The organism is Xanthomonas sp. 10-10, assembly GCF_040182365.1.
In the GTDB taxonomy this organism is placed as follows: domain Bacteria; phylum Pseudomonadota; class Gammaproteobacteria; order Xanthomonadales; family Xanthomonadaceae; genus Xanthomonas; species Xanthomonas arboricola_F.
Window position 1 is genome coordinate 2,721,462 of sequence record NZ_CP144460.1, and the last position, 23,639, is coordinate 2,745,100.

The window sequence follows — 23,639 nt, forward strand, 5'->3', positions numbered from 1 at the left end:
GTGAAACAAACAAGGTGACGGGCCAGGATGCGCCGGCAGGCGCATCGCTACGGGGTCGATCTCAAAACGCGAAACACGCGCAACCCAACCCACCCCAGAAGCCGCGCAAATCATCGCTGGGCGCAGCATGCTGCGCTGCATGTCCATGCGGCCCGTGCGCGCGACAGCCATGACCATGCACGTGCGTGGCGCTGGCAAGCCCGCTGACCGCACCACCCACGTGATAGCCGCCGAAACGATTGACCGGCGACCAGTCCGGCATCGCCGGCGGCAAGGTGGGCGCCAGCGCGGCGAAGTCGCCATCGCCATGGACGATGCGACCACCCAGCACGGTCAGCACGCTGGTGATGTCGGCAATGGCGGCATCGTCGACGCGGAAGTAATCGTCCGACAACACGATGAAATCGGCCAGTTGCCCCGCCGCCAGCGTGCCCTTGTGGCTCTCATCGCCGGAGAACCACGCGCTGCCCTGCGTCCACAGCCGCAACGCCTGCTCGCGGTCGAGCAGGTTCTCTTCGCCGTACAACGCCAGGCCGCCCACGGTGCGTCCGGTGACCAGCCACGACAGCGCCACCCACGGGTTGTAACTGGCCACGCGCGTCGCATCGGTGCCGGCGCCCACCGGTACGCCGGCCGCCAACATGCGGCGCACCGGTGGCGTGTGCCGCGCAGCCTGTACGCCATAGCGCTGGACAAACGCTTCGCCCTGATAGGCCATGCGGTGCTGCACGGCGATGCCGCCGTTCAAGGCGCCGATGCGGTCGATATTGCGTGGCGTGATGGTTTCGGCGTGGTCGATGAACCAATGCAGGCCATCGAAGGGAATGTCGGCATTGACCTTTTCGTAGACATCGAGAATGCGCGCGATGCTTTCGTCGTAGGTGGCATGGATACGGAATGGCCAACGCTTCTCGACCAGCAACCGCACCACCTGCTCCAGCTCGGGCTCCAGTTCCGGCGGCAGCTCCGGGCGCGGCTCGCTGAACTGCTCGAAATCCGCCGCCGAGAACACCAGCATTTCACCTGCCCCGTTGTGCCGCAACAGATCGTCGCCCTTGCGCACCGGCAGCATCTCGGTCCAGCCACGGAAGTCGTCGACTTCCCTGCCCTTGTTCTGGGTGAACAGGTTGTAGGCGATGCGCACGCTCAACTGGTCGGCCGCATGCAACTGCTCGATGACCTGGTAGTCCTCCGGATAATTCTGGAAACCACCGCCGGCATCGATCACCGAGGTGATACCCAGCCGGTTGAGTTCGCGCATGAAATGGCGGGTGGAATTGGCCTGATACTCCAACGGCAGACGCGGGCCCTTGGCCAGGCTGGCGTAGAGAATCAGCGCATTGGGCTTGGCCAGCAGCAGGCCGGTGGGGTTGCCCAGCTTGTCGCGCTCGATGCGCCCGCCGGGCGGATCGGCAGTGGCCTTGTCGTAGCCACAGGCGCGCAAGGCCGCGCGGTTGAGCAGGGCGCGGTCGTACAGATGCAGCAAAAATACCGGTGTCTCCGGTGCGAGTGCATTGATCTCGTCCAGGGTCGGCAAGCGCTTTTCGACGAACTGATGTGCGGTGAATCCACCGACCACACGTACCCATTGCGGCGCTGGCGTGCGGTCGACCTGCGCCTTCAACATCGCCATCGCATCGGCAAGCGAGCGCACGCCATCCCAGCGCAGCTCCAAGTTGTAATTGAGCCCGCCGCGAATCAGATGGGTGTGGCTGTCGTTGAGGCCAGGCAACAGGCGCCGGCCTTGCGCATCGATGCTGCTGGCGCCAGCTGCCAGCGCCATGATCTGCGCGTCGTCGCCCACCGCCACGATGCGTCCATCGGCCACTGCTATGGCGGTGGCGCTGGGCTGACGCGGATCGAGCGTGGTGATGCGTGCATTGCGAACGACAAGATCGACCATCTCAGACTTCCTTGAAGCAGACGAAGCGCCGGGCAAGGCGCCCAACGCAAGACCGGCGGCGGCGCCCTGCATCCACAGGCGCCGCCCGGCATCGTGATCCTTCGGTGCACTGCTCATGCGGCACCACGCCTGCGCAGCCCATCCAGCGACCATGCGCCACCGCCGGCGGCGGTCAGGGCCAGCAACAGCAACAGCCACATCAGCGGATATTCCATGCCACCGTGCATCCAGAACCAGCCATTGGGCACGGCCACCACGACGGTGGTGGCGATGAACACGGCCGCCAGCGCGGCACTGACGCGCGTCCATAGACCCAGCAGCACCGCCAGCCCCGAGAGCGTCTGTACCAAGGCCAGCAGCAACGGCAGCGGCGGTGCGGACGGAAACCCGAATTGCTGTAATTCAGCAGCAAATCCAGCCAGTCCCGGTCCACCGAACCATCCCAGCAACTTGCCCAGACCATGCGGCAGCAGGAAGCCGCCGCCGGCAATGCGTAGCATCAGCAATGCCGATGCAAGACCGGCGCTGCTGCGTGGTACCGATGCGTTCAATGCCCGCCTTCCTGCGCGCCGAACATGGTCTTGGCGTACTGAATGCCGATGCCGTAGCCGCCCGCATGCGCACGCGCGATGCCGGTGGTGAGGTCGTAGGTGTCGCTGCGGGCCCAGTCGCGCTGCAATTCCAGCAGGTACTGCACACTGGTGATGGGCGCGGCGCCGGCCTGCACCATCCGCGTCACCGCGCGCTCGTGCGCTTCGTCGCTGACATCGCCGCAGGCATCGGTGATGACGTAGACCTCGAACCCCTGTTCGATCGCCGACAGCGTCGGGCCGACGATGCACACGCTGGTCCACAGCCCTGCAATCACCAGACGCTGCTTGCCGATGGCGTTGACGCGATCGATCACGCCCTGGTCTTCCCAGGCATTCATGCTGGTGCGGTCGAACACCGGCTCGCCGGCAAAGATCTCCGGCAGCTCGGGAAACAACGGGCCGGAGAACGATTTCTCTGCGACGGTAGTCAGAATCACCGGCACCTTGAAGCCCTTGGCGCCCTTGGCAATCAGCGACACGTTGTTGCGCAGCGCCGAGATGTCGATGGTATGCGTGGCGAACGCCATCTGCGATTGGTGGTCGATCAGGATCAACGCGTGATCGCCGGGCGACAACAGAGACTGACCGGGGACGGCGGTGGCGGTGGTCATACGTGATGCTCCAGGGAGGATGAAAAAGAACCAGCGGCGTGCCGATGCGCACGCGGTGCGGTGCGCGCGGCGCAGGGGGCGTTGGCCACTTGCGCGGCAAAGCGCGCCGGCGTGCAGCCGGTGGCATTGCGGAAGCTGCGCACGAAATGGCTTTGATCGAAGAAGCACAGATCGGTGGCGATCTGGCTGATGGTGTGGCGGCCTTCGCGCAACATCGCCTGCGCGCGTTCGAGGCGACGACGCCGCAAGTACTCCATCGGGCTGGCGCCCAGCGCATCGCGAAACACGCGCGCAAAATGGAAGCGGCTCATGCAGGCAGCGCCGGCCAGTTGCGTCACGCCGATGGGCTCGTACAGATGCGTATCGATGTACTGCAGCGCTCTTGCCACGGCACGTGCGCGTGGGGCATGCGGTGCGTTGGTGGCGTTGCCTGCATGCAGATCGGGGCGACCAGCGGCAGTCAGACGTGCCATGCGGCGTCTCCGGCGGGGAATGACGCCATGGTGGGGCGAACATGCCGATCGCCCCACCCCTGATGGTGAGGCCGATCGCTCACTCTTTCGGGTGAGCAGCATGCGTGCTGCGACAAGCACGCATGGGATCGCATGCGTGCATCGCCATGGCATGCGCCCGCGCATGCAGGCCAACGCAGCGGCGAGACCGCGCGGTTGTTTCTGTCGCGCCTTGCAGTGTCCAGGTCGGCATCCGCACGACACGCAAACCAAGCGAACGCCAGCGCATGGCACGACACGCTACAAGGCAGCGTCATCGCTGCTGCAGCCAACCGATGGCATCCGGCTCAGCGCTCACCGCATCGCAGCGACACGCACGCACCCCACGCCACATGACGATCCATGCGTAGCCGATTTCCTGCCCGACCTGCCTCCCCCGAAAGAGGTGGTGGTGCTTGGCCCCGATCTCGCCCGACAATGCTGCAATGCCGCGCGAGCCCCCCATCCGCCTCCACCTGCTCTGGCGCCTGTGCGCAGCGGTGATCGTTGTGCTGTGCAGTTACGGGTGGCCTTGCACCCCCGTGTATGCCGAAGGCATCGCCGCAACGCGTGCTGGGCTGCTGCAATTCCACCACACCGCCTGGAGCACCGAGCGCGGCGCACCGGCAGATATCTGGGATATCCAGCAAGCCGATGCCGGGCCATTGTGGCTGGCGACCGGATTTGGGCTGTTTCAGTTCGATGGTGACCGTTTCGCGCGGCAGGCGGCGCCGGATGGCGAGGCCTATGCATCGCACAACATGACCGCGCTTGCGCTGGCGCCGGACGACACCGCCTGGATCGGCTACTTCAACGCCGGCATCGATCGCCTTGCCGACGGTCACCTGACGCACTTCAGCCCGGGCAGGGACGTGCCTGCCGGCATGGTGTTCCGCATCGAGCACGATGGAAGTGGGCGCTGGTGGGCCGCCATCGATGGCGGTTTGTGCTGGTTCGATGGACAACGCTGGCAGCGTGCAGGCGCCGACTGGGGCTACACCGCCGAGCGCGCGCATTGGCTGCTGCGCGATGTGCGCGGCACGCTCTGGGTCAGCGACGGCACCCAGATTCTGTCGTTGCGGCCTGGCGCCAAACGCTTCGAACCCAGCGGCCAGCAGGTAGGCCTCTACGTCACCATGGCCGAAAGTCCGGACGGAGCGATCTGGGTTGCAGACCCGTACCGCGGCGTGTTTGCGTTGACCGATGCGCATGGCGACGTGCTGCCCGCCGCGGCCCGTGCCCGGCTGCAATTTCCCGGGCTGTTCGCGCGGCGCATCCGGTTCATGCGCGATGGCGCGCTATGGGGCAGCGACTACGCGGCGCATGGTCTGTTCCGTATCGCCTTGCCCACATCGCCCACGCCGGTGCTGGAACGCTTCGGAACCGTACAAGGCCTGACCTCCGCCACTGCCGGCCCCTTGCTCGAAGACCGCGAAGGCAATCTGTGGGCCGGCACCAATCTGGGCCTCAACCGGTTCCGGCATCGCGCGTTGCTGCCCCTGGCGTCCTTGCTGCCGGGCCAGGCGATGGCGGTGGCGACCTTCAATCCCGCCCCGGGCACCGCCGCACGGCCGCTCCTGGCCAGCCTGCGCGATGGCCGGCTGCTGGCCTTGAGCCGCGATCGCCTCGAAGGCTTGCAGCATGGTGCGTCCCACCACATCCTGGATGTGCCGGCGACCGCCAATGGCTGGGTGCTCGGCGAGCATGCCTTGCTACGTCTGCAGGTCGGCCGCGTGCAACCGGTGGCGCTGCCGCTCGGCCTGCCGACCGGCGCCATCCGCGCCTTCGTCGTGGACAACCGCAACCATCCCTGGGTCTGCCCGGATGCCGGCGGCCCCTACGCTTTCGACGGCAACGCCTGGCAGCCGCTGCCCACTCTGCAGGACAGCCCGTGCACGGTGCTCGCCAGCACGCGCGATGGCGGCGTGTGGGTGGGCACCATCAAGGGCGATGTGCGCCTGCTGCAGGGCCGGCAGGTGACGCGCTACAGCACAGAAGATGGCCTGTCGGTGGGGCCGATCACCGCCATCTGGCAAGGCCCATCGCTCACGCTGGTCGCCGGCGAAACCGGGCTGGCGGCGCTGGGCGCCGACGGCCGGTTCCGGCAAGTGGCCGATCAGACCAATCCGCTCCTGCAAGGCATCACCGGCATCGTGCAGGACCGGCACGGCACGCTGTGGTTGAACGGCAACCGCGGCGTGGTGCAGATCGCTCAACCTGCGCTGCTGCGCAGCGTGCAATCGGGCGTGGTCAGCCCGGCGCTGCGCCTGTACGACATCATGGACGGGTTGCCCGGTGTCGCCCAGCAGGCCACACCGGTCCCCACGGCCATCGCCGCCGACGACGGCCTGTTGTGGTTCACCACCAACCAGGGCCTGGCCTGGCTGGACCCCGAACAGACCTACCGCAACCCCACCGCGCCGGAAGTCTCCATCACCGACGTGGTCGCCAACGACCGCCCCTACCCGCGCACCGCCGGGCTGCGCCTGCCCAGGTGGACGCACCGCCTGCGCATCGGCTACGACGCTGTGAGCCTGACCCGGCCGGAACGCGTGCGCTTCCGCTACCGGCTGGAGGGCGTGGACGCGCAATGGCAGGACGCCGGCAACCGTAACGAGGCGTTCTATACCAACCTCGCGCCCGGCCGTTACCGCTTCCGCATTGCCGCCGCCAACAACGATGGCGTATGGAACGCGCGCGGCGACACCCTGGACTTCGTCATCGAAGCGGCCTTCGTGCAGACCTGGCAGTTCAAGGTGTGCGTCGCGCTCGCCCTGCTGCTAACGCTTGCGATGCTGTGGCGCATGCGCACCCGGCATGTTGCCGGACGCCTGCGTGCACGACTGGAAGAGCGCTACCGCGAACGCGAACGCATCGCGCGCGAGCTGCACGACACCTTGTTGCAGGGCACCCAGGGGCTGATCCTGCGGCTGCATGCCGCCAGCCGCTCGTTGCCGCAGGACGACCCGCGCCGGCTGGAGCTCGAACAGGCGGTCGACCTGGCCGAGAATGCGCTGGTCGAAGGCCGCGACCGCGTCAACGGCCTGCGCGACAGTTATTCGCTGCGCCAGGATCTGGCCGCCGCACTGCAGCGCGCACGCGAGGCCAGCATGCCACCGGCGTCGGCCGACCTGCAGGTGTCGGTGGAAGGACGCCCGGTGGCGCTGCGCCCGCTGGTGGCCGACGAAGTGTTCCAGCTTGGCCGCGAAGCATTGGCCAATGCCGATCGCCATGCCGACGCCACGCGCATCGCGCTGGAACTGCGTTACGGTTCACGTGACTTCGTGCTGCGCATCCGCGACGATGGCTGCGGCCTGGATCCGGACGTGCTGCATGGGCATGCGCGCACCGGGCACTGGGGGCTGACCGGCATGCAGGAACGCGCCAAACGCATCGGCGCCAAGATGCAGTTGTGGTCGCGTCCAGGCAGCGGCACCGCAATCCAGATCACGCTTCCGGCCCGCACCGCCTATGCGACGCCACCGCGCTGGTGGTGGCGATTTCGACCTGCACGATCCACGGAGAGCTCCAATGGCTGAGATGGTCAAACCGACCGACGTGCTGGTGGTAGACGATCATCCGCTGCTGCGCGACGGTCTCAGCGCCATGCTCGCCGCCGAACACGACATGCGTGTGGTCGGCGAAGCCGAGGACGGCGAACAGGCCGTGGCCTGCTACGCCAGCCTGCGCCCGGACGTGGTGCTGATGGATCTGCAGATGCCGCGCGTGGATGGCGTCGAAGCCATCCAGCGCATCCGCCGTGTCGACCCCGCCGCCAAGGTCATCGTGTTGACCACCTATACCGGCGATGTGCGTGCGGTGCGCGCACTGCAGGCCGGCGCCTGCGGCTACCTGCTGAAGAGCGCGCTGCGCCGCGAGCTGGTCGACACCATCCGCGACGTACGCCGCGGCCAGCGGCGGCATGTGCCGGCATCGGTGGCCGAAAACATCGCCGCCCACGTGCTCGACGACGCACTATCCGCCCGCGAGACGGAGGTACTGAGCCTGGTGGCCACCGGCTGCTCCAACAAGCAGATCGGCAACGCCTTGAGCATTTCCGAAGAGACGGTCAAGGCGCATATGAAGAACATCCTGGCCAAGCTCGGCGTGCGCGATCGCACCCACGCAGTCACCGTTGCCCTGCGCCGGGGAATCCTGTCGCTGGAAACCTGAGCCGCCTGCAACCTGGTAGGTCGCAAGCGTCGGTCGCTCTTCAATCGCCGCTTCATCCGGTCATTGCGGTAGCACGGCAAGGGCAGGCGGGATGCCAAGACGCACCCCGCGCATCGGCCGGCTCACCCATGGCGCCGCGATGGATCGCCCCATGGAGGACTCCCCCACCCCGCTGCCCACCACGCTCGCCAGCGCCAACTCTGTAACCCGGTCCACCATTCTTGAACGCAAGGCGCACAAGGCGATCGACACGCACTGTCAAATCGATCGGCTTGAGCTATCTTATGCCCCGCCAAGCGGCATGGGGGCCGCTTCAGCATCTTGTCTGACAGCCGATAACGGCTAGGTCCGACCGCCGCACAGCGCTGCGGCGGCACTCGATTCAATCACTAAACGCGTTCAGGGGAATTGCGATGCTTCGTCACTCTTTGCGGGTGCGCCTGCTGTTGCCGGTGCTGGCCTTGGTGCTGGTCGTGGTGGTGGCCCTCACGGTCATTCTGGCCATTACCGAAGCGAACCGGGTCAAGTTCGAGACCGGCGACGCGATCGAGCGCCAGTCGGTGTCCTTGCAGACCTTGTTCGCCGTCACCCGCTCGATGATGCTCGACCGCGTCAATTCCTCGATGCGCCAGTTGCGCAAGGAAGCCAATGCGCAGGGCGCCCCGAGCATCGGCAGCGAAATCCGCGTCGCCGACCGCAACGCCAACGACCTGCTGCTGGGCCAGCGCCCGCAGGCAAACGCCTTCACCATGCTGGACGACGTCACCGCCATTCACGAAGGCACCGCGACCTTGTTCTCGCGTACCGGCGATGAGTTCGTACGCATTTCCACCAACGTCAAGAAGGACGACGGCAGCCGCGCCATCGGCACCGTGCTCGACCCCAACGGCCAGGCTGCCGCCAAGCTGCGCAACGGCGAGAGCTTCTACGGCGTGGTCGACATCCTCGGCAACCCGTACGTCACCGGCTATGAGCCGATCTTTGCCGGCAACGACAAGCGTGTCATCGGCGCCTGGTACGTCGGCTACAAGGCCGACACCCAGGCCCTGGAAAACGTGGTCAGCAGCCGTCGCGTGCTCGATTCCGGCTTCATCGCCGTGTTCGACAGCAAGAACAAGCTGCGCTTCCAGTCCACCACCGGTGCCACCACCGACACCGCCACCATCGAGCGCATCGTCAAGGACAGCCCGGACGACTGGGTCGTGACCAAGCAGGAAGTGCCCGACTGGGGCTTCACCCTGGTCTCGGCCTATCCCAAGAGCGACGTCAATGGCGTGATCGTGCGCCAGTCGCTGTGGATCGCCGGCATCGGCCTGCTGGTCTGCGCCCTGTTGCTTGGCCTGCAGTGGGCCCTGATCTGGAACCGCGTGCTGCGCCCCATCCAGCATCTGACCACCGTGGCCGAAGAACTGAGCCTGGGCAAGTGGAACCACACCATCGAAGAGGTCAACCTCAAGGATGAAATTGGTACCCTGGCGCGTGCCATCTCCCGCCTGTCCAACAGCGTCCGGTTGGCCATGGAGCGCCTCAGCAAACGCTGAGCCGCTCCGCCCGATTTCGTACCAGATGATGCAAGGAAGACGCCATGTCCAATGAATTCCGTCCGCTGATCGAGGTCCTGCGCGAGCTCAGGGCGCTGGCACTGAAGAAGGCGTCCGGCTTTCTGTTTGTCGTCACCGAAGAAAACCATTCCTGCATCGTCCGCCTCAATGCCGGGCAGATCGAAGAAGTGGTCTTCCGCATGCTGCGCAATGACGAGGCGGTGCAACGCCTCACCATGGTCGGGGCCGCGAAGGCCCGCTTCCAGACCGACCCCGGCGCCGGCCTGGGCAAGCCATCCTTGCTGAGCGAAGACTCGCGCCAGTGGTTAATGGGCGGCTTCGAGCAGGATCTGGGCGGTGCGCCGGCCCCGGTGCGTGCGCCGGTCGCCACCGCTCCGGTGCCGGCACCTGCCGCAGCCAGCGCGGCACCCACAACGCCCGCACCGGCGTCTGCCGGCAACGGCGCAGCGCCGGACGAAGCGGTTCGCCAGGCGCTGGAAAAAGTCGCACTGAACTATCTCGGCCCCATCGCCGGCATGTTGTGCGATGAAGCCTGGGAAGCCTCCAGCGATATCGAGCAGGTGCTCAGCCAGCTCGGCGCCAATCTTTCCACGCCGCAGGAAGCGCAGAAGTTCATGGCCGATGCGCGTGTAGCGCTGGCCAAGCTGCGCTAAGGCGAGGCCAAGCTGCCGGCGGTGCACCAAACCATCCAATGCTGATCTAGTCCTCGTCCACTACTTCACCCATCACTGTCTCCTTCGAAAAAGTAATACTTGAGCAGGAGATCTGCGGGTATTACAGACCAGGCACCGCGTCGGCGGCTTGTGCACTGATTGCGCAGGATTGAGATACGGCCAACTGCTCGGACACGGCGCGTCCCGCCCTATGCGCTGCGCGGTGCAGCCGCCCATTGAGCGATGAAGTCGCCGATACTTTCTGCGATGCCGCTCTTGATCGTGCTTAGGCGAAGGATGGGGATGCCACTTTTCGCCAGAATTCCGTTCTTCAACGCGTCCCGCGCCGCCTGTTCTGGCCGGTCATGGGAACCACCATCGACCTCGATCACCCCTAAAGGCACCTTGCCCACCTTGAAATAGATGACGAAGTCGCAGCTGGCACGTGCCATGAAGGCTCGTTCGCGCTGCGTTAAATCCGGATTACTCGGCGATGCGACCTGATCCAGCTTGATCTGATCGTGGTACATCAACGACCGGTATACCGATGCGGAAAGCGCTTCGCGCAGCAACTGCGCCGCGATCTGTTCGGACTTGTAGCGCGAGTCCTCCGGCCTCAAGCGCGCGTTCAAGCGCGCAAGGGAGTGGTCGTACTCGCGATACAGCAGATCGAAGGCCGACACCACCGGCGCACGCACAATCTGCTCGTCCTGCGCGTAATAGCTGACGTAGCGCATCAGAGCCGCGATCTGGCCGTTGTTGCCGGTGAACACTTCGTCGCCCGTCACCAAGGTGAAGCGGTGCCTGGCTCGCGACACCGCTACGTTGACCATGTGCGGGTCGTCAACGAAATCCAGCCGCTCGCGTTGCTGGTTGTAGCGCTTCTTGTCCAGCACGGTGGAGAACACGATCTCGTCGCACTCCCGGCCCTGGAACTTGTGCACGGTGTCCTTGACGAAATCCTCCGGCAAGCAGGTACCCGAGAGATCAACCTGCGCTCGGAACGGGGCGATGAAGCCACGGCCGTCGCGGTCCATCCCGACGGGCTCGCCCTCGTCGTCAAGCAACTTGAGCAGGGAATCCAGCTCCCTGAGGTTGGTGTTGTTGCGGGTATGGTTCCCCCTGGCAGTCACCACCAGGCGTAGAGGCGACTCACCTTTATCTTCGGTCATTGGTACCAGTGCATTGTCGTAGAACTGCTGGTTGCAGAACTGGATGATCCTGGGGTGGCAGCGATAGTGCTCTTTCAACAGCGTCCTGGGTATCGCAGCCCCGAATACATTGATGCACGAATCGAGCAAACTGTATCGCTCGCAATCGTAGGCAGCGGCGGGCGCAGGCAGGCCGAGAGCAACCGGAATGTGCGCCAACTGGCGGTTATCGCCGACGACGATCAGGTTCTTTGCGCAGCCCAGAGGTAGGATGCCCGGCACAATGTCCTGCAATGAAGCCTCGTCGATGATCACATAATCGAGGATTGCGCCAGACGCGATCGAATTGACAAGGGAGTGCGTACCGCTGCCCAGAATCGGGAAACGCCGCAGAAAGGCATCGAACTGTTGTTGATGCCGGTACGTGTTGGCATCGAAGCTGTCCGAAGACCGCACCTGAGCTTGCAGATGTTGCTTCAGGTGACGCATCGATGCCGCCTTCAACGTCTCCAGCGAAACATCGAAATCAGCCAGTGCCAGCGAGTCGCGGCACTTCTGCAACTCCGCTTCCTTGTCTCGTGACGCCTTGTCGTAATAGTGCATCTGCAGGGCATGGAAAACGCTCAGGCGCGCATCGCCATCGGTGAACGGCTTGGTGCGGAAAATCTTGAACTTGAACAGCAGCTCGATGCGATCTTTGAGGCGGATGCGCTGCTCACCGAGATGGGCCAGGTAGGCCATCAGATCCGTGGTCTTGGGCGGCGACAGTCCGTACTTGTCCAGCGAGACGGTCACCTGCACACCGCTTTCTGCTTGCCACTGCTGCAGATAGCGCCGCTCGACGGTCAGCTCGTCTAGCTCGACCTGCAGTTGCGCCACCCGATTGCGATCGTGTAAGTGCTGTTTCACGCGGTCGAGCAGGACCTGGACTTCCTCCAACGACGGCGCAGGCTCGGATTCGATGGATGGCCACGGCGCTAGATCGGCGAAGAAGTCCTTGCGGTTGTTCTGGTTACCGAGCTTGGCGACCAGGTGACCCAGGCCGCACTTCTCCAGCTTCTCGTAGACGTTTTCCACCGCCGCATTGTTGTTGGACAGTACCGCCACCGTCTGCCCACGCAGCAGGATATTGGCGAGGATGTTGAGGATGGTCTGGGTCTTGCCGGTCCCTGGTGGGCCCTCGATGACGCTTACCTGCGCACGAAACGCCTGCTCGACCGCCGCAAGCTGGCTCTCGTTCAACCCGAACGGATAGATCAGCCCCTGACCTGCCGCTAGTACGCCGTTACGCCCCGTGCAATAGGCCTGCAAGGCAGTGTCGGCACTGGCGGGCAGTTTTCCCAATTGGTGCACGACATTTGCAGCGATTTTGCGGTCAGTCTCGGATTTCGCGCTATCGCGCCGGGCATTCGCCACGACTGAGAAGTAATGGAAGATCGGCGTATCTTTTATCGCCGTTGGCGCGACAAGACCGATACCTTCCATCTTATAGACGTAGGGCCTATTGGTGCCCGGATAGTGCACGACCGCATACCGTTCGTCATAGATCGTCACCTTGGAGATGGGCTTGACGATCGTGCTACCTGGTTTTGTCAGTAACATCGCGCCCAACTCGCGCGTTGGAGAAACGCGACAGTTGCCAAGTGGGCGGGTGTAGGTTTTTTTTGAAGGGTAATGACAAACCAGTTGCAGGGCTTTGTACTTGTCGCTCCAGCAAATCACCCAATCACTGATCTTCGCAGTCTTATCTTCGCCATCCACATGGATAGAAACCATACGTCCCTTATGCGTGCGCGAACGGCATCTTGATTTCGCTTTGCGGCGAACATCCAATGCAATTCTCTGTGCCGATAAGGATTTATCTTGCCATTACCGCCTTGTGGAAAAATATGGCTGTATGGTCAGCAAGAGGCAATCTGTGACGCAAGGCAATTAGCGCGCAGCTGCAAACCGGCGCGCGGGACTCTTCTATATTTCTCAGGCACTGCACCATTGCATGCCTTCAGCGCCACGGCGCCACTTCAGTATGCACGCCCACCGGAATGTCGATCAGAAGCGCTCCGGCGCTGAAAGATTGTTGGCGTCGAGCAAGTTTTCGCGAGCTAGCATCAGCGAGAGGCCGCCACAGCCCCCTGCCCGACCTTGGCAGCCTGTGGGCAGCAAGGTCGGGAGTGTCGTTCTGGCTAATGGATAGTTCCTCCACGCTACACCATCGGTGCGCTCAATCCGCTGCCATCACCGGCTTGCCGCAGTTCGGCTGCGCCATACAGGCGATCCATGCTCTAACCGGTGATAGCCACCACTAGCTCTGGTGACGTACTTTTTTAAAACAATACGTTACGAGGATTTTTCGATAGTCTGCGATAACCCGCCCGAAGGACCAGTCTCACTCCCACTCGATCGTCGCCGGCGGCTTGCCGGAGATGTCGTAGACCACGCGCGAGACGCCGCGCAGTTCGTTGATGATGCGGTTGCTCACCGTGCCGAGGAAATCGTACGGCAGGTGCGCCCAGTGCGCGGTCATGAAGTCGATGGTCTCCACCGCACGCAGCGCGATCACCCACTCGTAGGCGCGTGCATCGCCGACCACGCCGACCGACTTGACCGGCAGGAACACCGCAAACGCCTGGCTGGTCTTGTCGTACAGGTCGGCCTTGCGCAGTTCGTCGATGAAGATCGCATCGGCCTTGGCCAGCAGCTCGGCGTATTCGCGCTTCACTTCGCCCAGGATGCGCACGCCCAGGCCCGGGCCCGGGAACGGATGGCGATAGACCATGGTGCGGGGCAGGCCCAGTTCCACACCGAGGCGACGCACTTCGTCCTTGAACAGTTCGCGCAGCGGTTCGACCAGGCCCAGCTTCATGTGTTCCGGCAAGCCGCCCACGTTGTGGTGGCTCTTGATCACGTGCGCCTTGCCGGTCTTGCTGCCGGCCGACTCGATCACGTCCGGGTAGATCGTGCCCTGCGCCAGCCACTTGGCATTGGCCAGCTTGTTGGACTCTTCATCGAAGATGTCCACGAACAGGTTGCCGATGATCTTGCGCTTGGCTTCCGGGTCGCTCACGCCTTCGAGCTTGGCGAAATAGCGGTCGGCCGCGTTGACGCGAATCACCTTGACGCCCATGTGCTCGGCAAACATCGCCATCACCTGGTCGCCTTCCTGCCAGCGCAGCAGGCCGGTATCGACGAACACGCAGGTCAGCTTGTCGCTGATCGCCTTGTGCAGCAATGCAGCGACCACCGACGAATCCACACCGCCGGACAAACCCAGGATCACTTCGTCGTCGCCGACCTGCGCGCGCACGCGCGCAATCTGGTCGTCGATGATGTTGGCGGCGGTCCACAGCGTCTGGCAGCCGCAGACATCGACCACGAAGCGACGCAGCAAGGTCTGGCCCTGCAGCGTGTGGGTGACCTCGGGGTGGAACTGCACGCCGTACCAGCGCTTGTCCTCATTGGACATCGCCGCCACCGGAATGCGGTCGGTCACGGCAGTAATGGTGAAGCCGGGCGGCACTTGCGACACGTGGTCGCCATGGCTCATCCACACGTTCAACCGCGATGCGCCCGCATGGTCGGTCAGGCCGGAGAACAGCGCATCGGCCGCGACGACATCCACCTCCGCATGGCCGAATTCGCGTTGATCGGCCGCTTCGGTGGCGCCGCCCAGCTGCGCAGCCAGGGTCTGCATGCCGTAACAGATACCGAACACCGGCAAGCCGCTGTCGAACACTTCCTGCGGCGCCACCGGCGCGCCCGGCAAGGTGGTCGACTCCGGGCCACCAGACAGAATGATGCCTTTGGCACCGAAGCCGGCAATCTCGGACGGATCGTGATCCCAGGCCCAGATCTCGCAGTACACACCGATTTCGCGAATGCGCCGCGCGATCAACTGCGTGTACTGCGCGCCGAAATCGAGGATGAGGATCTTGTCGTTATGGATGCTGGTCATTGAGAGCCGGGAATCGAGAATCGGGATTGGGGAATCGCAACAGCAAACGCGGCGCCAGCCGCTATCGGACGAGGAACCGCCGGGCTTTTACGATTCCCGATTCGCGATTCCCCATTCCCGATCATCCAGCGCGATAGTTCGGCGGCTCTTTAGTGATCTGCACGTCGTGCACATGGCTTTCGCGCTGACCGGCGCCGGTGATCTTGACGAACTTCGGCTTGGTGCGCATGTCTTCGATGGTGGCGCAGCCCACATAGCCCATGGTCGCGCGCAGACCACCGATGAGCTGATGGATGATGCCGCCGACCGGGCCGCGGTACGGCACGCGCCCTTCGATGCCTTCCGGAACCAGTTTGTCGGCGTCGGAAGCGTCCTGGAAATAGCGGTCCTTGGACCCCTTCTCCATCGCGCCCAGGCTGCCCATGCCGCGGTAGCTCTTGTAGCTGCGGCCCTGGAACAGCTCGACTTCGCCCGGCGCCTCTTCGGTACCGGCCAGCAGGCCGCCGACCATCACCGTGGACGCACCGGCGACCAGCGCCTTGCCGATATCGCCGGAATAGCGGATGCCGCCATCGGCGATCAACGGAATGCGGTCCTGCAACGCTTCGGCCACCATGTCCACCGCGGTGATCTGCGGCACGCCGACGCCTGCGACCACGCGCGTGGTGCAGATCGAGCCCGGGCCCACGCCGACCTTGACCGCATCGGCGCCGGCATCCATCAAGGCCAGCGCGGCATCGCCGGTGACGATGTTGCCGCCGATCACCTGCAGGTGCGGATAGGTCTTCTTGACCCAGGCCACACGGTCGATCACGCCCTGCGAATGACCGTGCGCGGTATCGACGATGACCACGTCGACGCCGGCAGCGGCCAGCAGTTCGATCCGCTGTTCGGTATCGCCGCCAACACCCACGGCCGCGCCGACCAGCAGCCGCGTGGCGGCATCCTTGGCGGCGTTGGGGTTGTCGGTCTTCTTCTGGATATCCTTGACCGTGATCAGGCCGCGCAGCTCGAAGCTGTCGTTCACCACCAGGATCTTTTCGATGCGGTTGCGGTGTAGCAGCTCCAGCACTTCCTCATCGCTGGCGCCTTCGCGCACGGTGATCAGGCGATCCTTCTTGGTCATGATGTGACGGACCGGATCGTCGAGCTTCTTTTCGAAGCGCATGTCGCGGCTGGTCACGATGCCGACCAGTTCGCTGCCGTCCACCACCGGCACGCCGGAGATGTTGCGTGCGCGCGTCAGCGCGATCACTTCGCCGATTGTGGTATCCGGGCTCACCGTGAACGGCTCGGTAATCACGCCGGACTCGAACTTCTTGACCTTGGCCACTTCGGCAGCCTGCTGCGCCGGGGTCAGGTTCTTGTGGATGATGCCGATGCCGCCCAGCTGCGCCATGGCCACGGCCAGGCGGTGTTCGGTCACCGTGTCCATCGCGGCCGACAGGATCGGCAGTTTCAGACGCAGATCGCGGGTCAGCCGGGTTTCCAGGCTGACATCCTTGGGCAGGACGATCGAATGAGCGGGGACGAGCGAAACGTCGTCGTAGGTGAGAGCTTCAGCCTGGATGCGGAGCATCGGCGGACCCGAGTTTGGGGAAGCGCGGCATTTTAACGCATTAGGGCCGCAATTGGGGAGTCTGGGGTCGGGAGTGGCAAAGACGCCGCCCTGCACCGCCCCGCCGTTCGTCAGGATGCCGATGGCCCGCCGATCCCGCACGCAATCCGGATCGGCCGACGCATGCGCTTGGCCGTCGCCTTTAACGAATCCCCAATCCCTAATCCCCAATCCCGGCCGCATCAGCGGCCTCGATGGTGTTCTGCATCAGCGTGGCCACCGTCATCGGCCCCACCCCGCCCGGCACCGGGGTGATCCAGGCCGCGCGCCTTGCTGCCGCATCGAAGCCGACATCGCCAACCAGGCGTCCGTCTTCCAGGCGGTTGATGCCGACATCGATCACCACCGCACCCGGCTTGACCCACTCGCCGGGAATCAGCCCGGGGCGGCCCACGGCCACCACCAGAATGTCGGCATTGCGCACGCTGGCCTCCAGCACATCGGCCGGGGTGAACTTGTGGCAGCTGGTGACCGTGCAACCGGCGATCAACAGTTCCAGCCCCATCGGCCGGCCGACGTGATTGCTCACGCCAACAATGGTCGCGTTGCGTCCACGCACCGGTTGATCGGTATGCGCGAGCAAGGTCACGATGCCGCGCGGCGTGCACGGGCGCAGGCCGAATTCGCGCAACGCCAGATGCCCCACATTTTGCGGATGGAAGCCATCCACATCCTTGCGCGGATCGATCCGTTGGATCAGCCGATTGGCATCGGGAATCCCCGGCAGCGGCAGCTGGATCAGGATTCCGTGGATCTTGGGATCGGTGTTGAGTTCGTCGATCAGGGCCGCCAGCTCGGCCTCGCTGGTGCCGTGCGGCAGGTCGTAATCGAACGCTGCGATACCCACTTTTTCCGCCGCGCGCCGCTTGTTGCGCACATACACCGACGACGCCGGGTCGCCGCCCACCAGGACGACCGCCAACCCGGGCCGCGCCTTGCCCGCCGCCACGCGCGCATCCACGCGCAGCTTCAGCCCGTCGAGCAGGTCCTCGGCAATGCGGCGACCATCGAGAAGGCGGGCCGAAGCGGAGGCAGCTGGCGCGGAAGCGGTCATGGGGCGTCAGGTGTAGAGTCGAAGGCCGTCTATTGTCCCCGATTCCGTCATGACCGACACCACCTCGCCCACCGATTCGACCACCACCGCCATCGAAGCGGCCGCATTCCGCCGCTTGCTGCAGCATCTCAACCAGCAGCGCACCGATGTGCAGAACATCGACCTGATGATCCTGGCCGGCTTCTGCCGCAACTGCCTGGGCGACTGGTACCGCGAAGCGGCCGAGGCACAGGGCCAGCCGATGAGCAAGGAGCAGGCACGCGAGGCGGTCTACGGCATGCCGTTCGCGCAGTGGAAGCAGCAGCACCAGAAAGACGCCACTGCCGAACAGCTCGAAGCATTCGCTGCGGCCCAGCGCAAACACGGCTGATCGTTGGTCGGGACGCGCGGCTGGCGTGACTGCTACGCGTCCGCTGCGCCTGTCTCGAACCTGCGCGCCATCGGGCGGCTGCGCTGCTCCTTGAGGCGGTTCGCAGCCGTGGCTGGGGGTGACTTGGTGTTGAGTGCACGGCCTCACCTGACTGCTTGCTGTAGGCAATGTCTTGTCGATCACGTCAGGAGCTGGAGACGTTGGTTGTTTGGGAAAGTCGGACGTCGTGGGTAGACGTAGTGCAGAGCACATGATCTGCGCACTGGCTGCAGGCCCCTTGCCCGCCTACCGCCGCGGGACACGCCGTGAATCCATCCGTGGAGGCTCTTATGCGGCACCCATCCCGCATAAGGTCCCGGGGCGGCAGGTGGGCAAGAGCCAATCGAGATGATCGCTGTGCATGGTTGCAAGCAAGCATGAGTGCAGTCGTCTGACTGCTGACGATTCATCGCAGTGAGCTGGAGTGCCGCCAGCTGTTGACGTGGCTGTTACGTGGTCACCGACCAAGGTCCTGGCGCGGTAAGGGCACCGCGCGCCCGACGACTCGACATCACCATCGGGCCACTCCAACAAGCACCAAGCAACTGCACTACCGCACGCCAGGTTCATACGCCCGCACAGCCGGTTCCCGCGCAGCCCCCACACCCACCTGACGATTGCGAGGTGTTGTCAGCCGCGGTTGGTCTCTGCTGCGGTCTCTGCACTGGCCTGCGGCAACGCATCGCGGTTGAGCGACCGGCTCTCCCGGCGCGGCGGCGTAAACGGCGTAGGCTTGGGCACCGTCGGCGTGATGTTGCCGAACATCAACCCTGCCCCGGCACGGACATTCCCCGCGGCGATTTCCAGCTCCAGCCGCTCCGCATCGCGGCGGCGGATCTCGCGTGCGATCGTGCCGGCCTCGTCCTCATCCACGCCCAGCTCGACCAGCGCCATCTGGCCGAAGGTCACCGCCGACTCGAAGGTTTCGCGGATCTGGTAATCCACACCGGCCGCGATCAGTTGCAGCGAATGCTCACGATCGAACGAACGCACCAGCAGGCGCGCATGCGGAAACTCGCGGGTCGCCAGCTCGACGATGCGGTTGGCCGCTTCGCGATCGTCGATGCATACCGCGATTGCGCGCGCACTGTGCGCGCCGGAGGCGTGCAGCACATCGAGCCGCGTGCCGTCGCCGTAATAGATCTTGAAACCGAACTCTTCTGCGCTCTGGATCATCTCGATGTCGTTATCGATGATGGTCACGTCCACGTCGCGCGCCAGCAGCGACTGGCTGGCCACCTGGCCGAAGCGGCCGAAGCCGATGACCAGCACGCTGCCGGTCTGACCGTTGGCCGCTTCCACTCCCTCCAGCGACACCTCCGGCGCGGGCGTCAAACGCCGCTGCACCAGGACGAACAACGGCGTCAGCGCCATCGACAGCACCACGATGGCAGTGAGAGTGGCATCGATCTGCGCATCGATCACGCCCGATGCCGAGGCCGCGGCAAACAACACAAAGGCGAACTCGCCACCCTGCGCCATCAGCACACCACGGTCCATTGCCTGGCGATGATCGCTGCCCATCACCCGCGCCACCGCATAGATGCAGATCGCCTTGCCCACCATCAGCGCCAACACGCCGACGAGGATGAGCCGCCAGTCGGCTGCGACCACGCGCAGGTCCAGGCTCATGCCCACACCCAGGAAGAACAGGCCCAGCAGGATGCCGCGGAACGGCTCGATATCAGCTTCGATCTGATGACGGAAGGTGGATTCGGACAACAGCACCCCGGCGAGGAAAGCGCCCATCGCCATCGACAACCCGCCTACCTGCATTAGCAGCGCCGCGCCCAACACCACCAGCAGCGCCGCGGCCGTCATCACCTCGCGCGCCTTGGACGCAGCCAGGACCCGGAACAGCGGATTGAGCAGCCAGCGCCCGGCAACCAGCAGGCCGACGATGCAGGCCAGGCCGATGCCGATGTCGTGCCAGCGCTGCGACGCGGCCTGCGGGTCGCCACTGGAACCCATCCAGGCCACGATCGCCAGCAACGGGACGATCAGCAGGTCCTCGAACAACAGGATCGCCACGATCTTCTGCCCGGAGGGCAAGGCCACGTCGCCGCGCTCGGCCAGCAACTGCATCACCACCGCCGTCGAGGTCAGCACGAAACCGGACGCGGCCACGAAGGCGACCGGTGGCGGAAAACCCAGCAACATCCCGATACCGGTCAGCACCAGTGCGCACAGGCAGATCTGCACGGTGCCCAGGCCGAAGATTTCCTTGCGCAGGCTCCACAGATGCGACGGCCGCATCTCCAGCCCGATCACGAACAGGAACATCACCACGCCCAATTCGGCGACATGCAGGATCGCCTGCGGGTCGTCGAACAGGCCCAGTCCGAAGGGCCCGATCGCCAGCCCCGCTGCCAGATAGCCAAGCACCGAGCCCAGGCCCAACCGGCGAAAGAGCGGGATAGCAACAACCGCAGCGCCCAGCAGAGCGACAACGTTGATCAGTTCACTGGCGTGCGCAGATTGGCTCATGCCTGGATTCTAACGACACGCACGCGCCGACGCCTTGCATCTGCTTGCTTGTTGCACCGGCCAGCCCGGATGCCGACGTTTCCACGAAGCCTCACCCCCCGTGATCGGGGCGCCAAAACGACGAACGACGCCAGTTGGCGTCGTTCGTGATGAAGCATTCGTGGCGCAATCAGCCGCGCGCGTCGGCCTGGGCCAATGCGTTGCGCAGGATTTCCTTCGCCGGCCCACCATGCTTCTCATGCTCGAGCGCAAAGTGGACGGTCGCCTCGATCAAACCGATGTGCGCGCCGCAATCGAAACGACGGCCTTCGAAACGGAACGCGTCGACCTGCTCTTTCTTCAACAACTCGGCAATGGCATCGGTCAGCTGGATCTCGCCGCCGGCACCTGCACCGGTGGCTTCGAGCAACTCGAAAATCTTCGGGCTGAGCACATAGCGACCGACCACGGCCAGATTGCTCGGGGCCACTTCGGGCTTGGGCTTTTCGACGATCGCATTGATGCGACCCTTACGGCCGTCGAATGCGTCGGTGGACACGATGCCGTAGCTGGCGGTCTTGTCGTGCGGCACGTCTTCCACGGCGATGACGCTGCCACCGGATGCTTCGGCCACATCGGCCATCTGGGTCAGCGCGGCGTCGCCACGGTTCCACATCAGATCGTCCGGCAACAGCACCGCAAACGGCTCATCGCCGACCACGGCCTTGGCACACAACACCGCATGACCCAGACCCAGCGCCTCGGCTTGCGTCACGAAAATGGCGCGCACCCCTTCCGGCAGCGCATGCCGCACCAGCTCCAGCTGCTCCAGCTTGCCCGCACGTTCGAGCTTCTGCTCCAGCTCGTAGGCCTTGTCGAAGTAGTCGGCGATCGAGTGCTTGTAGCGATTGGTCACGAAGATCAACGTATCGCAGCCGGCCTGGATGGCCTCGTCGACGGCGTACTGGATCAATGGTTTGTCGATGATTGGCAGCATTTCCTTCGGCACCGTCTTGGTCGCCGGAAGAAAGCGGGTCCCAAGACCTGCGACGGGGAATACGGCCTTGCGAATACGCTGGCTCATTACAGTCTTCTGACCTCACGTGCGGGGAATGGAACGACCGTATCAGATCGCGCGTCGACTTTCCGTCGAGCAGCCGCAAAATCCGGCATCAGGCTGCCCAGCACAGTCTCCATTGCCTTGATGTCATAGCGATTAACCGCCTCGCGCAGACGCGTCACCAGCTGCAGCACCTGCTCGTGCGAGAACTCACGCACGCCGGCTTCCAGGATCTTGGGATGCGCGGTCGGGCGGTAGTCTTCGTCGGAGTAGAACAGCGTCTCGTGCAGCTTCTCGCCCGGACGCAGACCGGTGTAGAGAATCGCCACATCCTTGCCCGGCTGCTTGCCGGCAAGACGGATCATCTGCTCGGCAAGCAGCCGGATCGGCACCGGCTCGCCCATGTCCAGCGTATAGATCGCGCCATGCGAGGCCGAGGCAGCTGCCTGGATCACCAACTGGCAGGCCTCGGGGATGGTCATGAAGTAGCGCGTCACATCCGGATGCGTCACGGTGACCGGGCCACCCTGGCGGATCTGCTCGCGGAACAGCGGCACCACGCTACCGGCCGAATCCAGCACATTGCCGAAGCGCACGGTGATGAAGCGCGTTGGCGCATCACGCGCGTCAAGACTCTGGCAGATCATCTCCGCGTAGCGCTTGCTAGCGCCCAGCACGTTGACCGGCTCGACCGCCTTGTCAGTGGAAATGAACACGAACGTTTCGATGCGTGCACGCTGACAGGCACGCGCCACGTTCTCGGTCGCCAGCACATTGTTGCGCACGGCCTCGCGCAGCTGCTCTTCCAGCAAGGGCACCTGCTTGTACGCGGCGGCATGAAACACCGCGTCAGGGGCCGCGGTATTCAATGCGTGCGCCACCACGGCCGGATCGCCGCAATCGCCGAGCACCCGTACCACTTCGATATCCGGAAACAACCGACGCAGGTCCGAATCGATGGTCAACAGCGCCAGCTCGTCGATTTCCAGCAGCACGATGCGGCGCGCCCCATGGCGCGCGCACTGACGGCAGACCTCCGAGCCGATCGACCCGCCGGCACCGGTCACCATCACGGTCTTGTTGGTCAGCCAGTCGCGGATCAGGCGCCAGTCCGGCGTCACCGGCTTGCGATTGAGCAGGTCCTCGATGGCGACTTCCTTCAATTCGCCGGGCAGCGAGCGGCCTTCCAGCACATTGATCAGCTTGGGCACCATCCGGAACGGCAGTCCGGTACTCTCGCAGATCGCCACCACGCGCTGCATGCCGGATGCATCGAGCGACGGGATCGCGATCACCAGCAGCTTGGCGGCGGTCTCTTTCGCGATCGACGCGGCCTGATCCAGATTGCCCAGCACGTTGAGGCCCTGAATCTTTGCGCCATGCAGGTTGTTGGCATCGTCCAGAAAGCCGACCGGAACGAAGGTGCCGGTGCGGCGAAGGTCGCGCACCAGACCTTCGGCAGCCCGCCCGGCGCCCAGGATCAGCACGCGTTGCGCCGCATCTCCGGAGTGCGCAATCTGGTAGTCCTTCCAGGCGCGATACAGCAGGCGTGGCGTCCCCAGCAGCGCAGACAGCGCAAACGGATAGACCACCAGAACCGACAACGGCACGCCGTCCAGGCGGTCGTACGACAGCGCCAATACGATCGCCACCAGGCCGAGAAAGCTCGACTTGAAGATATTCCACAGGTCGGGCACCGACGCGAAGCGCCACAGCCCGCGGTACAGCCCCATCTTCCAGAACACCAGGCCCTGTGCCACCAGGACCACGGCGGTGCGCCAGTCCCACAGCGGAAGATCCGGCGCCTCGCGCAACATCGAGTAGCGGCCCGCATGCAGCAGCTGCCAGCACACCCAGACCATCAAAAGGTCGTGTAACACGACTGCCACTTGCGGCAGCGCCTTGGTCAAACGGTCACGCCAGGAAATCATAAGAATCCATTA

At 64.4% G+C, this 23,639-nt stretch carries 15 protein-coding genes and 1 pseudogene; 5 read left to right on the top strand and 11 right to left on the bottom strand.

Translation table 11 applies throughout. The features are described 5' to 3' along the window. Positions 1 to 61 precede the first annotated feature (61 nt). The 4 genes and pseudogenes from VZ068_RS11485 to VZ068_RS11500 form a co-directional block, all read right to left on the bottom strand. Positions 62 to 1,903, bottom strand: a complete 1,842-nt coding sequence (locus tag VZ068_RS11485) for an amidohydrolase (RefSeq protein WP_349657696.1) — start codon at positions 1,901 to 1,903, stop codon at positions 62 to 64. A gap of 113 nt (positions 1,904 to 2,016) precedes the next feature. Then, complete coding sequence (locus tag VZ068_RS11490) at positions 2,017 to 2,454, bottom strand: DoxX family protein (RefSeq protein WP_259149192.1); 438 nt, start codon at positions 2,452 to 2,454, stop codon at positions 2,017 to 2,019. Next, positions 2,451 to 3,107 (bottom strand): hydrolase, encoded by a 657-nt coding sequence (locus VZ068_RS11495; RefSeq protein WP_259149191.1) that lies wholly within the window; start codon positions 3,105 to 3,107, stop codon positions 2,451 to 2,453. The genes VZ068_RS11490 and VZ068_RS11495 overlap by 4 nt, the downstream gene beginning before the upstream one ends. Positions 3,108 to 3,190: 83 nt before the next feature. Then, a pseudogene (locus VZ068_RS11500) lies at positions 3,191 to 3,580 on the bottom strand (AraC family transcriptional regulator); the annotation flags it as partial. Positions 3,581 to 4,044: 464 nt separating this feature from the next. Between VZ068_RS11500 and VZ068_RS11505 the strand changes: the two are divergent. The 4 genes from VZ068_RS11505 (at position 4,045) to VZ068_RS11520 (ending at position 9,986) form a co-directional block, all read left to right on the top strand. Next, the gene (locus VZ068_RS11505; RefSeq protein WP_349655384.1) at positions 4,045 to 7,137 is read left to right on the top strand and encodes a triple tyrosine motif-containing protein; all 3,093 of its coding nucleotides are present in this window, start codon (positions 4,045 to 4,047) and stop codon (positions 7,135 to 7,137) included. After that, complete coding sequence (locus VZ068_RS11510; protein WP_024939195.1) at positions 7,130 to 7,771, top strand: response regulator transcription factor; 642 nt, start codon at positions 7,130 to 7,132, stop codon at positions 7,769 to 7,771. Before VZ068_RS11505 ends, VZ068_RS11510 begins: the two co-directional genes overlap by 8 nt. A 413-nt stretch (positions 7,772 to 8,184) precedes the next feature. Beyond that, positions 8,185 to 9,312, top strand: coding sequence for a Cache 3/Cache 2 fusion domain-containing protein (locus VZ068_RS11515; RefSeq protein WP_259149184.1), 1,128 nt, complete (start codon positions 8,185 to 8,187; stop codon positions 9,310 to 9,312). Positions 9,313 to 9,356: 44 nt separating this feature from the next. Further along, the gene (locus tag VZ068_RS11520) at positions 9,357 to 9,986 is read left to right on the top strand and encodes a hypothetical protein (protein WP_349655385.1); all 630 of its coding nucleotides are present in this window, start codon (positions 9,357 to 9,359) and stop codon (positions 9,984 to 9,986) included. A gap of 209 nt (positions 9,987 to 10,195) precedes the next feature. On the opposite strand, the gene VZ068_RS11525 is transcribed toward VZ068_RS11520, so the two are convergent. From VZ068_RS11525 to folD, 4 genes are all read right to left on the bottom strand, one after another. Then, the gene (locus VZ068_RS11525; RefSeq protein ID WP_349655386.1) at positions 10,196 to 12,913 is read right to left on the bottom strand and encodes an AAA domain-containing protein; all 2,718 of its coding nucleotides are present in this window, start codon (positions 12,911 to 12,913) and stop codon (positions 10,196 to 10,198) included. Positions 12,914 to 13,523: 610 nt separating this feature from the next. Then, entirely contained in the window at positions 13,524 to 15,089 is a 1,566-nt protein-coding gene (gene guaA / locus VZ068_RS11530; RefSeq protein WP_349655387.1) for a glutamine-hydrolyzing GMP synthase, read from the bottom strand. Between the two features lie 121 nt (positions 15,090 to 15,210). After that, positions 15,211 to 16,668, bottom strand: a complete 1,458-nt coding sequence (gene guaB, locus VZ068_RS11535; RefSeq protein WP_259149173.1) for an IMP dehydrogenase — start codon at positions 16,666 to 16,668, stop codon at positions 15,211 to 15,213. A 199-nt stretch (positions 16,669 to 16,867) separates the two neighbouring features. Beyond that, the gene (gene folD / locus VZ068_RS11540; protein ID WP_259167789.1) at positions 16,868 to 17,761 is read right to left on the bottom strand and encodes a bifunctional methylenetetrahydrofolate dehydrogenase/methenyltetrahydrofolate cyclohydrolase FolD; all 894 of its coding nucleotides are present in this window, start codon (positions 17,759 to 17,761) and stop codon (positions 16,868 to 16,870) included. Between the two features lie 49 nt (positions 17,762 to 17,810). Here folD and VZ068_RS11545 point away from each other — a divergent pair, with 49 nt between their 5' ends. Continuing rightward, positions 17,811 to 18,131 carry a DUF1244 domain-containing protein gene (locus VZ068_RS11545; protein WP_259167787.1) on the top strand — a complete coding sequence of 107 codons (321 nt, stop codon included), beginning with the start codon at positions 17,811 to 17,813 and terminating at the stop codon, positions 18,129 to 18,131. Between the two features lie 669 nt (positions 18,132 to 18,800). Here the strand turns inward: VZ068_RS11545 and VZ068_RS11550 are convergent. From VZ068_RS11550 to VZ068_RS11560, 3 genes are all read right to left on the bottom strand, one after another. Beyond that, positions 18,801 to 20,657: a monovalent cation:proton antiporter-2 (CPA2) family protein gene (locus tag VZ068_RS11550; protein WP_349655388.1), complete on the bottom strand. Its 1,857-nt coding sequence runs from the start codon at positions 20,655 to 20,657 to the stop codon at positions 18,801 to 18,803. 169 nt (positions 20,658 to 20,826) lie between these two features. Continuing rightward, on the bottom strand, positions 20,827 to 21,720 hold the full coding sequence (gene galU, locus VZ068_RS11555) for a UTP--glucose-1-phosphate uridylyltransferase GalU (RefSeq protein WP_046962674.1): 894 nt from the start codon (positions 21,718 to 21,720) through the stop codon (positions 20,827 to 20,829). Continuing rightward, entirely contained in the window at positions 21,720 to 23,627 is a 1,908-nt protein-coding gene (locus VZ068_RS11560; RefSeq protein ID WP_259149161.1) for a nucleoside-diphosphate sugar epimerase/dehydratase, read from the bottom strand. The genes galU and VZ068_RS11560 overlap by 1 nt, the downstream gene beginning before the upstream one ends. Between the last annotated feature and the right edge of the window lie 12 nt (positions 23,628 to 23,639).

What these genes read in the sequence shown, in the direction of transcription:
- VZ068_RS11510 (WP_024939195.1), top strand. Translation starts at nt 7,130, where the DNA reads ATGGCTGAGATGGTCAAACCGACCGACGTGCTGGTGGTAGACGATCAT.
- guaB (WP_259149173.1), bottom strand. Translation starts at nt 16,668, where the DNA reads ATGCTCCGCATCCAGGCTGAAGCTCTCACCTACGACGACGTTTCGCTC.
- folD (WP_259167789.1), bottom strand. Translation starts at nt 17,761, where the DNA reads ATGACCGCTTCCGCGCCAGCTGCCTCCGCTTCGGCCCGCCTTCTCGAT.
- VZ068_RS11525 (WP_349655386.1), bottom strand. Translation starts at nt 12,913, where the DNA reads ATGGTTTCTATCCATGTGGATGGCGAAGATAAGACTGCGAAGATCAGT.
- VZ068_RS11550 (WP_349655388.1), bottom strand. Translation starts at nt 20,657, where the DNA reads ATGAGCCAATCTGCGCACGCCAGTGAACTGATCAACGTTGTCGCTCTG.
- VZ068_RS11520 (WP_349655385.1), top strand. Translation starts at nt 9,357, where the DNA reads ATGTCCAATGAATTCCGTCCGCTGATCGAGGTCCTGCGCGAGCTCAGG.
- VZ068_RS11505 (WP_349655384.1), top strand. Translation starts at nt 4,045, where the DNA reads ATGCCGCGCGAGCCCCCCATCCGCCTCCACCTGCTCTGGCGCCTGTGC.
- VZ068_RS11545 (WP_259167787.1), top strand. Translation starts at nt 17,811, where the DNA reads ATGACCGACACCACCTCGCCCACCGATTCGACCACCACCGCCATCGAA.
- galU (WP_046962674.1), bottom strand. Translation starts at nt 21,720, where the DNA reads ATGAGCCAGCGTATTCGCAAGGCCGTATTCCCCGTCGCAGGTCTTGGG.
- VZ068_RS11485 (WP_349657696.1), bottom strand. Translation starts at nt 1,903, where the DNA reads ATGGTCGATCTTGTCGTTCGCAATGCACGCATCACCACGCTCGATCCG.
- VZ068_RS11515 (WP_259149184.1), top strand. Translation starts at nt 8,185, where the DNA reads ATGCTTCGTCACTCTTTGCGGGTGCGCCTGCTGTTGCCGGTGCTGGCC.
- VZ068_RS11495 (WP_259149191.1), bottom strand. Translation starts at nt 3,107, where the DNA reads ATGACCACCGCCACCGCCGTCCCCGGTCAGTCTCTGTTGTCGCCCGGC.
- VZ068_RS11560 (WP_259149161.1), bottom strand. Translation starts at nt 23,627, where the DNA reads ATGATTTCCTGGCGTGACCGTTTGACCAAGGCGCTGCCGCAAGTGGCA.
- guaA (WP_349655387.1), bottom strand. Translation starts at nt 15,089, where the DNA reads ATGACCAGCATCCATAACGACAAGATCCTCATCCTCGATTTCGGCGCG.